Source organism: Streptomyces sp. L-9-10 (assembly GCF_004151105.1).
In the GTDB taxonomy this organism is placed as follows: domain Bacteria; phylum Actinomycetota; class Actinomycetes; order Streptomycetales; family Streptomycetaceae; genus Streptomyces.
This window is the reverse complement of sequence record NZ_PHRF01000047.1, coordinates 59,060-69,189: the sequence shown is the minus strand read 5'-3', so window position 1 is coordinate 69,189 and position 10,130 is coordinate 59,060. Positions and strand designations below refer to the sequence as shown.

Here is a 10,130-nt window from a genome sequence, read left to right as displayed (position 1 = left end):
GCGGGCCCACCCCCGGTGCGCGCCCATGTCCGGTGCGGGCCCGCGGTCCGCGGGGCTCTCACGCGCGGGGCCAGGGCCTGCCGCCGAGGCGTTCGATGTCCGTGTTGAAGCGCTTCAGATACGCGGCGAAGGCGGCGATGTCCTCCTCGGGCCAGTCCGCCATGACCCGGTCCAGGGAGCGGACGATGCCCTCCCTCTCCTCGTCGAGTGCGCGTGCGCCCTCCGGCGTGAGGCGGAATTTGCGGGCCATGCCGCCGTCGGGGTCCGGGATACGCTCCGCGAATCCGGCGCGTACCGTCGCGGCCGTCTGCCGGTTCAGGGTGGAGGCGTCGAGTCCGAACGCGTCGCTGAGTTCGCCGATCGACATCGGTCCCTGCATGCGGATGCGGCTGAGCAGGATGTAGGCGCTGCGGTCCAGTACGGCGTCTTTGCGTCGGCCGCCTCTCTGGTTCAGGAACGTGTGACGGCTGAGCAGCATCTGCTCGTACTCGACCTCATGGGTGGCGCCGGTCATGCGTATGTCGCCTCCTGCCTCTCTCGCGGGCCATTCTCGCATCGCCTGTGAACGGCCCTCACTTCATCGCCTCTCACATGAATCATGCACGTAAAGTGGTCGTTGCACACAGTATGTATGATGCACAAGCTCATCGCCCCTGCTTCCCCCTTGCACAGTCATAGGAGTCCCTGATGGACGCCCCACAGCACGCATCCCGCTCGGGTGGCGTGGTCGCCACGCTGGCGCTCGCCGGCACCACGGCGGCGATCATGCAGACACTGGTCACGCCGCTGATCGCGGAGCTGCCCCGGATCCTGCACACCACGCCCTCCAACGCCACCTGGGTCATCACCACCACCCTCCTCGTGGCGGCGGTCTGCGTTCCGGTCGTCGGCCGCCTGGGCGACCTGATCGGCAAGCGCCGCATGCTCCTCGCGTGCTCCGTACCGCTCATCGCGGGCTCGGTGGTGTGCGCACTCGCGTCCTCCGTCATCCCGATGATCATCGGACGCGGCCTTCAGGGCATGGGGATGGGCATGGTGCCGCTGGGCATCGCCCTGCTGCGTGACGTCGTTCCCGAGCAGAAGCTCAGCTCGTCCATCGCGCTGGTGAGCGCCTCCATGGGGATCGGCGGCGGCCTCGGCCTGCCGATCGCCGCGGCGGTCGCCCAGTACGCGAACTGGCGGGTGCTCTTCTGGGGATCCGCCGTCCTGGCCACGGTGATCGCGGTACTGATCTGGTTCCTGATCCCGAACGTGCCGGCCGCCGCCAAGGGACAGCGTTTCGACGCGCCCGGCGCTCTCGGCCTCGGCACCGGCCTGGTCTGCCTGCTGCTCGCCATCTCCAAGGGGGCCGACTGGAGCTGGGGTTCGGGAACCACGCTCGGCCTGTTCGCCGCCGCCGTCGTGCTCCTGGCCGCCTGGGGAGCGTGGGAACTGCGCACGGCCGACCCGCTGGTCGACCTGCGCACCACTGCCCGCCCCCGGGTGCTGCTCACCAACATCGCCTCGGTCTTCGTCGGTTTCGCGATGTACGCCAGCATGCTGGTGATGCCGCAGTTGCTTCAGTTCCCGGAAGCGACCGGTTACGGACTGGGACAGTCGATACTCGCGTCCGGCCTGTGGATGGCACCCGGCGGCGTGATGATGATGATCGTCTCCCCGCTCGGCGGCAAACTCACCAACGCCAGCGGCCCGAAGGTCACTCTGCTCAGCGGAGTCCTGGTCATCGCCGCGGGTTACGGACTCTCGCTCGCGCTGATGGGCTCCGCGTGGGGAATCATGCTGGCCATCATGGTGATCAACAGCGGGGTGGGCCTCGCCTACGGCTCGATGCCGGCGCTCATCATGAGTTCCGTACCGCTCTCGGAGACCGCCGCCGCGAACAGCTTCAACACCCTCATGCGTTCCCTGGGCACCTCCGTCGGCGCCGCCGTGATCGGCCTGGTCCTCTCGCAGATGACGACCAGCATCGGCGGACAGAGCATCACCTCCGAGAGCGGCTTCCGTACGGGCCTGCTGATCGGCTGCGGCATCGCCGTGGTCTCCGCCGCGATCGCGGCCGTCATCCCGGCGGTGCGCCACATCGCCGCCGGTCCGGGGAAGACCCCGTCGGCCCCCGAGCCGGAGAAGTCCGCCGTCCAGGCGTGAATGACACCCCGTCACCCGGTGACAGGGCACTCCCCGGCAGTCGGCCCGACTCGGGCCGGCTGCCGGACCGGCCGTGCGGCGGCCGGAGTTCAACCACACCGTCTCACCATGAGATGCGCCATGATGACCTCCTCTTGACGGCCAGAAATCCTGGCAGCACTATCTGCGAACGTTTCCCGTCGCCGGAGACGTGCGCAGAAGCCGGGAAGCAGACGGACGCAGGGGGACCGAACCGATGCCGTGGCCGAGGACGTCCGCCGGGACACCGTCGAGAGGGTGGAGCGCGCGGCGGCCGAGCCGGGCTGCGTACCGGACGCGGTGGCCCCTCACCGTCCCGTCGTCCGCGCCTCCGCCGCGCCGACGGCGGCCAACAGCGAGAGCATGAGGTCGTCATGAGTCTCACCGCGTCCCGGGCCGAGGCCGTCCCGGGCAGCCGCGGCACCCCGCCGCCCCGCTCCCCCGCCCAGCGCAGGCGGGCCCTCGGTCTGGACCGGGGCGCGTGGTTCCTGCTCCTCCCCGCGCTGATCCCGATCCTGATACTCAGCGTGGGGCCGCTTCTGTACGGCGTCTCGCTCGCGTTCACCGACGCGCAGGCGGGACGCACGGCGGCCAACCGGTTCATCGGTCTCGACAACCTCCTCGATCTGCGTCACGACTCGCTGTTCTGGGAGTCCTTCCGCATCGGCCTCGTCTGGGCGGTGTGCGTGACGCTGCTCCAGTTCGTACTGGCCATGGGCCTCGCGCTGCTGCTCAACCAGAATCTGCGTTTCCGCTGGCTCGCCCGGACGCTGGCGCTCGTACCGTGGGCGATGCCCGAGGTCGTCGTCGGCATCATGTGGCGGCTCGTGTACCACTCCGACGCGGGTGTCCTGAACAAGACGCTCACCCAGCTCGGTCTCCTCCACGAGAACGTCGACTGGCTCGCCGACCTCTCCTACGCGCTGCCCGCGGTCATCGCCGTCGGCGTGTGGGCGGGAATGCCGCAGACCACGGTCGTGCTCCTGGCCGGGTTGCAGAACGTTCCTCACGAGCTGCGTGAGGCCGCCCAGTTGGACGGCGCCGGCCTCTGGCGCCGCTTCGCCTCGGTCACCTGGCCCGCCCTCAAGCCGGTCGTCCTCGCGATCACGGCCCTGAACTTCATCTGGAACTTCAATTCCTTCGGCCTGGTGTACGTCCTCACGCAGGGCGGTCCTGGCGGCCAGACGCGTCTTCCGATGCTCTTCGCGTACGAAGAGGCTTTCAAGTACGGACAGTTCGGCTACGCGGCCGCGATGGGCCTGGTCATGGTCGCGGTGATCGCGGTCCTCCTCACCCTGTTCCTGCGCAAGAAGCTGACGGAGGACGCGGCATGAGCACGACGTCTGTCCCGCCCAAGGTCCGTGCCCTGCGCGCCGCGGGCCGCACCGGCCAGTACGTGGCACTGCTGGTATTCCTGGTCTTCCTGGCCTTCCCGCTCCTCTGGCTGGTGTCCACGTCCTTCAAGTCGCCCCAGGAGCTGGGCTCGATCAACCCGACGTGGCTGCCGACCGACGCCGGCCTCGACAACTACCGCGCCGCGTTCGACACGCAGCCACTGCTCCGCTCGGCGCTCAACAGCCTGATCGTGGCGGTCAGCTCCTCGGTGATCTCGGTGTCGATCGCCGTCCCGGCGGCGTATGTGATGGTCCGCCACAAGACGCGGGTCAGCCAGGCGGGCACCGTCTGGATCCTGGTGAGCCAGATGTTCCCGTTCGTACTGGTGATCATCCCGCTGTTCCTGGTCCTGAAGAACCTGCACTTGATCAACAGCCTGACCGGCCTGATCATCGTGTACGTCGTCTGGAACCTGCCCTTCTCACTGTGGATGCTCCAGGGCTATGTCACGTCGGTGCCGCGCTCCCTCGAAGAAGCCGCGGCGATGGACGGCGCGGGCCGGCTGCGGACGCTCGTCAGCGTGGTCCTGCCGCTGCTCACGCCGGGCCTGGTGGCGACGCTGATGTTCTCCTTCGTCACCGCCTGGAACGAGTTCTTCTTCGCCCTCGTGCTCCTCAAATCTCCGGAGAACCAGACGATGTCCGTGATCCTCACCCGCTTCCTGGGCGCCGAGGGCGTCGTGGACCTGGGCCCGCTCGCGGCGGCCTCGGTCCTCGCGACCATCCCCAGCCTCCTCTTCTTCGCGCTGCTCCAGCGCCGGCTCGTGGACGGCATGCTCAGCGGGGCGGTGAAGGGCTGATGCGCGTCCGTACGAAGAGGCTGAGCGCCTGCGCGGCCACCGCCCTTTCGCTGGCCCTGGTCGCCGGCTGCACCGGCCAGGAGCCGGACTCCTCCGACGGCGTGATCACCCTCGACTTCCTCAGCCTGGCCTGGCAGAAGGAGTCCGTCGACGCCAACAAGGCGCTCGTGAGGCAGTGGAACACGTCCCACCCCGATGTGCGGGTCAGATACGTACAGGGCGCCTGGGACAACGTCCACGACCAGCTCCTCACCTCCTTCGAAGGCGGTGAGGCCCCCGACATCATCCACAACGACGCCTCCGACCTGACCGACTTCGCGAACGGCGGCTACCTCGCCGACCTCAGCGGCTATCTGCCGAAGTCGCTGCGCAAGGACATCCCGCAGGCCTCGTGGGACACCACGGCCTACGAAAAGGGAACGTACGGCGTCCCGTTCCTCCAGGAACCACGCGTCCTGATCGCCGCCACCACACTCCTCGAACAGGCGAACGTACGCATCCCCACCCCCCAACGCCCCTGGAGCTGGGACGAGTTCGAGGACGTCAGCAAGAAGCTGACACGCGACAAGAACAACGACGGCACGAACGACCAGTACGGCGTGGCCTGGTCCATGAAGGAGCCGGTCGCCCAGTCCGTCAATCTGTCACTGTCCACCGGTGGCAAGATCTTCTACAAGGACGCGGACGGCAAGAACGAGATCCGCTACGACAGCGCCGACTCGGCCGTCGCACAGCTGATCGACCGACAGGTCAACGACGACCGGACCGCGCCCAGGAACGGCCTCGGCATGTCGGGTTCCGACACCCTGCCCGGCTTCTTCGCGGGCCGCTACGCGATGCTTCCGCTCAACTTCTCCTTCCGCCAACAGGTACAGCAGCAGGCTCCCAAGGGCTTCGACTGGACGGTCCTGCCGATGCCCAGCGGCAACGGGGAACCGACGCAGGGCACGATCCCGCAGACCCTCTCGGTCTCCCAGGCCAGCGCGCACAAGCGGGCGGCGGTCGACTTCATCGCCTTCCTCACGCGGCCCGAACACCAGGTGCGGCTGGCGCGCGGCGACTGGCTGTTGCCCACCAGCGTCAAAGCCCTGAAGGACCCGTCCCTCAACACCGAGGCGTACGGATGGAAGACCGGCGCCGACCTCGCGGCCGGTCTGCGCCCGTCCCCGGTGCTCGGGGTACGCGGCTACCCTGAGTGGAAGGACAAGATCGCCACCCCCGCCTACCAGGAGTACTACAACGGCGCGTTCGGCCTCGCGGAACTGCGCGAACGCCTGGCGGACGACGGCAACCGCATCCTCGACCGCTACCAGCGCTGACGCGCTGTGGCCTCGCCGCCCCCGGCCGGCCCCGCCCCCACGACGAGTGCTGGCACCGCACGACGAGTGCTGACACCGACGGAACGACGGAGCTGGAGCCAGTCCAGCCGGGTCAGCCCCGCTTTGCGGCAGGCACCGGCGTCCTCCATATTCGAGACAGCACCTCCGCACAGCACCTCCGCACGCGCGGCCTCGCCGCTGACGGCCACGGCGTGAAGGAGCCGCGAAGGCTGCGTTCTCATGCGGCGCGGGACGGGCACCCCAACGGTAAGGGAAAACCACCATGAAGATCATCGCGCTTGAGGAAGCCTTCAGCGTGCCCGGCATGGCCACCGCCGGAGCGTCCCTCCACCAGCCGACGAAATTCCGGCCCAGCGTGCTGGCCGAGTTCGAGCGCCGGCTGCCCGACTTCAACGAGCTGCGCCTCAAGGACATGGACGAGCACGGCGTCGACATGCAGGTGCTGTCCCTGACCAGTCCCGGCGTACAGATGCAGCCCGACGCCGCCATCGCCGTCTCCGACGCACAGCTGGCCAACGACGTCCTCGCGGGCGTCGTCCAGGACCACCCCACCCGGTTCGCGGGGCTCGCCGCGATGCCCCTGCAGGACCCCGCCGCCGCTGTACGCGAGCTCGACCGCGCCGTGAACGGCCTCGGCCTGTCCGGCGTCCTGGTCAACGGGCACACCCTGGGCCACTACCTCGACGAACCGCGGTTCCGTGTCTTCTGGGAAGCGCTCGCCGGGCACGACGTGCCGCTGTATCTGCACCCCAACAGCGCACCCCTGGGCTGGTCGGTGTTCGAGGGCCGCCCCGAACTGATCGGACCGACCTACGCGTGGACCATCGAAACCGGCGCCCACGCGCTCCGCCTGATCTGCGCCGGACTGTTCGACCAGTTCCCCACCGCCAAGGTCATCCTCGGCCACATGGGTGAGATGCTGCCCTTCCATCTGTCCCGGGTCGACACCCGGCTGTCGTATGTCGACTCCGATGTGAAGCTGGCCAAAAAGCCCTCCGAGTACTTCATCGACAACTTCCACATCACCACCAGCGGCGTCATGGCCACCAGCGCCCTGTTGGGGGCGGTCCTCGCGATCGGTATCGACAACATCTGTTTCGCCATCGACTACCCGTACGAGTCGAGCACCCAGGCCATCGATTTCCTCCGCGGCCTCCCCCTCAGCGACGCCGACCTGAACAAGATCGCCCACGGCAACGCCGAGCGCCTCCTGCACCTCGGCTGACAGTCCGCCCGGTGGTCGCCCCGGTGTCCGGGCCCGCTGTCCGGGCCCGCTGTCCGGCCCGTAGTCCGGACGGCACGCCGGATCACGGCCAAAAGGCGCTCTTGCGCGGCGAGTTGAGGCCCCCGATACTCCCGAGCAACGCCGGCCGGGGGCGCGCGGTCCGGCCGGAGTGCACGGCCACCCACGCCGCGCCTCACGGGCCCGCACGCCTCGGAGGGCCCCCGAATCCCGGGAGAAACGCCAAGTGAGGATCAAGCGCACCTCTCACCGCGCCCGCACACCCGGACGCCCCCGTCTGCTCGCCGTCGCCACGGGCCTCGCCGCCGCCGTGGCGCTCGCGGTCCCCGCGGCGAGCGCCGGGACCGTCACCGACGCGTCCGGCGCGAACGTGCTCGCCGCCGCCGGTGACGCGGTCCTGAACGCCGGTGTGGCGGGCACCGCCTGGTACGCCGACCCCGCGTCCGGCACCGTGGTCGTCACCGCGGACAGCACCGTGACCGCCGCGCAGACCGCCGCGATCGAACGGGCCGCGGGCCCGCACGCCGGTGCGCTGCGCATCGAGCGCACCGCCGGCCGGCTCTCCACCCAGCTCTCCGGCGGCGACGCCATCTACTCCGCGGGCGCGCGCTGCTCGGCCGGCTTCAATGTCGTCAGCGGCGGTACGTACTACTTCGTGACCGCGGGACACTGCGCCAACGCCGGCTCGACCTGGTACGCCAACTCCGGGCTGACCACGCTCATCGGCCCCACCGTGGGGTCCAGCTTCCCCAGCCACGACTACGGCCTCGTGCGCTACGCCAACTCCGCGGTGCCCGCGTCCGGCACGGTCGGAAGCGTCGACATCACCGGCGCGGCCAATGCCACCATCGGCATGGCCGTCACCTTCCGCGGCGCGGTCTCCGGCGTCGTCAGCGGCGTGGTCACCGGCCTCAACGCCACGGTGAACTACGGCAACGGCGACATCGTCAACGGCCTGATCGTCACCAACATCTGCACACAACCGGGCGACAGCGGCGGCGCGCTCTACGCGGGCAACCGCGCCATCGGTGTGCTCTCGGGTGGCAGCGGAAACTGCGCGAGTGGCGGAACATCGTTCTTCCAGCCGATCATTCCGGTGCTGAACGCGTACGGCGTCAGCGTCTACTGACCGGCCCACGTCGTGTGAAACGCCGCACCGCCCCCTGTGCTTGGGCACAGGGGGCGGTGCGGCGGCAACGGCAGCGCGGGTATCAGAGGTCGAGGAAGCCGAACCAGCCCGCGATCTCGAACGCCGAGTGGTCGGCCTCGGTGATTCCCGCGTCGCCGCCCAGGTTGTGGTAGTGACCCGTGCCGCCCGCCGCCTCGAAGCCGCCCGCCGCGGCGGTCACTTCGTGACCTTCCCCGGCGAACGCCGAACTGGCGCCGCCCAGCAGAGCGGTGGTGGCGAGGGCGGTGGCGGCGAGCGCCGTACGGATACGCATGTGAGCTCCCTACGTCAGGTGAAGCGAACATCGGATGCATGCCCTGGTATAGCGCCTTTTCCGCTGAATCCCGGACTATGTCACTCGCTCGGCCCACCAGAACAGGACAAACGGCTCGCACTGTGATTCCGGAGCCCCGAGGTCCGGAACTCCGAGGTCCGGCATCCGGCCACGGCAGCCGGTCAGGTGGCGTGCCAGCCGGACCAGCGGGCCACCGCGATTTCCACCACGGGTCCTTCCGGCGGGCGGTCGGCGTACTGCCGCCGGTACTTGCGCGTGAGCAGGCCTACGTACCGCGCGGACACCTCGGAGCCCTCGGCCGGTGGCAGCACGGTGGCCGTTCCGTCCGCGCGCGCCCACCACAGGCGGTCCCAGTCCTCGTCGTAGCCGTCGACGAGGAGGCAGACCCCGGGGTGGGCACGGATGTTGGCCAGCCGCTTCAGCCGGGCCGTCCGCTTCGGCTTGTGGTCCACGGCGAAGGCCAGGGTGTCACCGGTGAGGGCGAAGACGGCGGGGACCAGGTGCGGGCGGCCGTCGGCGCCGACCGTCGCGAGACGGGCGATCCGGGCACGGGCGAAGTGTTCCCGGGCCAGGCCGCTCGTCATCCTGGGCACGGCGGGACCCGGCGGCTCACCGGAAGCGTTCCGCTACGGCGGTGAGCTCGTCCAGGTACGACAGCGTCCCGGCCTCGGGCATCGTCGGCAGATACAACAGCAGTCGCTCCACATCGAGCTGTGCGTACTGCTCGACGAGCTCGGGCTCCTTCCCCACCGCGTAGAGGGTCACCGGCACCTCCCGGCCCGCGACACTTCGCATCCGGTGGATCCGCGGCCCCAGATCCTCGGGCCGCATGCTGTTGGCCAGCCAGGCGTCACCGAGGGCGGCCACCCGGTGGAAGGCGCCCTCGCCGCCGCCCACATAGATGGGCGGGTGCGGACGCCGGACCGGCTTCGGCCAGGAGTAGACGGGATCGAAGTCGACGAACTCCCCATGGAACTCGGCCTTGTCCTTCGTCCACAGCTCGCGGATGGCCCGCAGCCGCTCGTCCACGAGGCGGCCCCGGGTGCGCGGGTCCGTGCCGTGGTTCTCCATCTCCTCCTCGTTCCAGCCGACGCCGACGCCGAAGACCGCCCTCCCGCCGGAGACGAGGTCCAGGGACGCCACCTCCTTCGCCGTGATGATCGGGTCCCGCTGGACCACCAGCGCGATGCCGGTGCCCAGCAGGATCCGTTCGGTCACCGCGGCGGCGGCGCTGAGCGCGACGAACGGGTCGAGTGTGCGGTAGTACATCTCCGGCAGTTCGCCGCCGCCGGGGTACGGCGACCGGCGGTCCACCGGGATATGGGTGTGTTCGGCGATGAACAAGGAGTCGAGTCCTCGCTCCTCGATGGCGCGCCCCAGCGTGGTGGGCGCGATGCCCTGGTCGGTGATGAAGGTCGATACACCGAACTTCACAGCGGCTCCCTCGGATTCCGGGTTCTCGGGGGTTGCGGAACGGTCGCGGGTTCAGCGGATCGGTCGCGCATCCACCGGACCCGCGCACCCGCGGTCAAGGGCCACGTACCCTCCACGGCCCCGGCACAACAATCCGTACGGCCGACCGGGCGATCCGCGTGGGCCGGGGCACGACCGCACCGCCTCCGGACGGGTCGGGCCCGGGAGGAGGGCCGCCGGCAGGGGCTTTGCCTTTCGCCGGATGGGTCGTTATGGTTTCACACGGCCTTGTTGTCTCCGATTGAGGTGGACGT

The 10,130-nt window shown here is 69.5% G+C and carries 11 protein-coding genes; 7 read left to right on the top strand and 4 right to left on the bottom strand.

Features of this window, described 5'->3' with window-relative positions; genetic code table 11:
• Nucleotides 1-58: 58 nt before the first annotated feature.
• A complete protein-coding gene (locus tag CU044_RS12585; protein WP_129768622.1) occupies nucleotides 59-514 on the bottom strand; it encodes a MarR family transcriptional regulator in 456 nt (151 codons plus the stop codon).
• A gap of 173 nt (nucleotides 515-687) precedes the next feature.
• On the opposite strand from CU044_RS12585, the gene CU044_RS12580 reads away from it, so the two are divergent.
• From CU044_RS12580 to CU044_RS12555, 7 genes are all read left to right on the top strand, one after another.
• Nucleotides 688-2,145: an MFS transporter gene (locus tag CU044_RS12580; RefSeq protein ID WP_129768621.1), complete on the top strand. Its 1,458-nt coding sequence runs from the start codon at nucleotides 688-690 to the stop codon at nucleotides 2,143-2,145.
• 240 nt (nucleotides 2,146-2,385) lie between these two features.
• Nucleotides 2,386-2,541, top strand: coding sequence for a hypothetical protein (locus CU044_RS38535; protein WP_165371872.1), 156 nt, complete (start codon nucleotides 2,386-2,388; stop codon nucleotides 2,539-2,541).
• Entirely contained in the window at nucleotides 2,538-3,497 is a 960-nt protein-coding gene (locus CU044_RS12575; protein WP_129768620.1) for a sugar ABC transporter permease, read from the top strand. Before CU044_RS38535 ends, CU044_RS12575 begins: the two co-directional genes overlap by 4 nt.
• Nucleotides 3,494-4,357, top strand: a complete 864-nt coding sequence (locus CU044_RS12570; protein WP_129768619.1) for a carbohydrate ABC transporter permease — start codon at nucleotides 3,494-3,496, stop codon at nucleotides 4,355-4,357. Before CU044_RS12575 ends, CU044_RS12570 begins: the two co-directional genes overlap by 4 nt.
• The gene (locus CU044_RS12565; protein WP_129768618.1) at nucleotides 4,357-5,676 is read left to right on the top strand and encodes a sugar ABC transporter substrate-binding protein; all 1,320 of its coding nucleotides are present in this window, start codon (nucleotides 4,357-4,359) and stop codon (nucleotides 5,674-5,676) included. The genes CU044_RS12570 and CU044_RS12565 overlap by 1 nt, the downstream gene beginning before the upstream one ends.
• A gap of 283 nt (nucleotides 5,677-5,959) precedes the next feature.
• On the top strand, nucleotides 5,960-6,922 hold the full coding sequence (locus CU044_RS12560; RefSeq protein ID WP_129768617.1) for an amidohydrolase family protein: 963 nt from the start codon (nucleotides 5,960-5,962) through the stop codon (nucleotides 6,920-6,922).
• 244 nt (nucleotides 6,923-7,166) lie between these two features.
• On the top strand, nucleotides 7,167-8,069 hold the full coding sequence (locus CU044_RS12555) for a S1 family peptidase (protein WP_129768616.1): 903 nt from the start codon (nucleotides 7,167-7,169) through the stop codon (nucleotides 8,067-8,069).
• Nucleotides 8,070-8,151: 82 nt separating this feature from the next.
• Here CU044_RS12555 and CU044_RS12550 read toward each other — a convergent pair whose 3' ends face one another.
• The 3 genes from CU044_RS12550 to CU044_RS12540 all read right to left on the bottom strand — a co-directional run bounded on the left by CU044_RS12550 (nucleotide 8,152) and on the right by CU044_RS12540 (nucleotide 9,837).
• On the bottom strand, nucleotides 8,152-8,382 hold the full coding sequence (locus tag CU044_RS12550) for a hypothetical protein (RefSeq protein ID WP_129768615.1): 231 nt from the start codon (nucleotides 8,380-8,382) through the stop codon (nucleotides 8,152-8,154).
• Nucleotides 8,383-8,564: 182 nt separating this feature from the next.
• The gene (locus CU044_RS12545; RefSeq protein ID WP_129768614.1) at nucleotides 8,565-8,996 is read right to left on the bottom strand and encodes a TIGR03668 family PPOX class F420-dependent oxidoreductase; all 432 of its coding nucleotides are present in this window, start codon (nucleotides 8,994-8,996) and stop codon (nucleotides 8,565-8,567) included.
• Between the two features lie 16 nt (nucleotides 8,997-9,012).
• Nucleotides 9,013-9,837 (bottom strand): LLM class F420-dependent oxidoreductase, encoded by an 825-nt coding sequence (locus CU044_RS12540; protein WP_129768613.1) that lies wholly within the window; start codon nucleotides 9,835-9,837, stop codon nucleotides 9,013-9,015.
• Nucleotides 9,838-10,130 lie beyond the last annotated feature (293 nt).

Excerpts from the sequence above, each read along its gene's own strand:
- CU044_RS12580 (WP_129768621.1), top strand. The coding sequence starts at position 688 with ATGGACGCCCCACAGCACGCATCCCGCTCGGGTGGCGTGGTCGCCACG.
- CU044_RS12570 (WP_129768619.1), top strand. The coding sequence starts at position 3,494 with ATGAGCACGACGTCTGTCCCGCCCAAGGTCCGTGCCCTGCGCGCCGCG.
- CU044_RS12550 (WP_129768615.1), bottom strand. The coding sequence starts at position 8,382 with ATGCGTATCCGTACGGCGCTCGCCGCCACCGCCCTCGCCACCACCGCT.
- CU044_RS12565 (WP_129768618.1), top strand. The coding sequence starts at position 4,357 with ATGCGCGTCCGTACGAAGAGGCTGAGCGCCTGCGCGGCCACCGCCCTT.
- CU044_RS12585 (WP_129768622.1), bottom strand. The coding sequence starts at position 514 with ATGACCGGCGCCACCCATGAGGTCGAGTACGAGCAGATGCTGCTCAGC.
- CU044_RS12575 (WP_129768620.1), top strand. The coding sequence starts at position 2,538 with ATGAGTCTCACCGCGTCCCGGGCCGAGGCCGTCCCGGGCAGCCGCGGC.
- CU044_RS12560 (WP_129768617.1), top strand. The coding sequence starts at position 5,960 with ATGAAGATCATCGCGCTTGAGGAAGCCTTCAGCGTGCCCGGCATGGCC.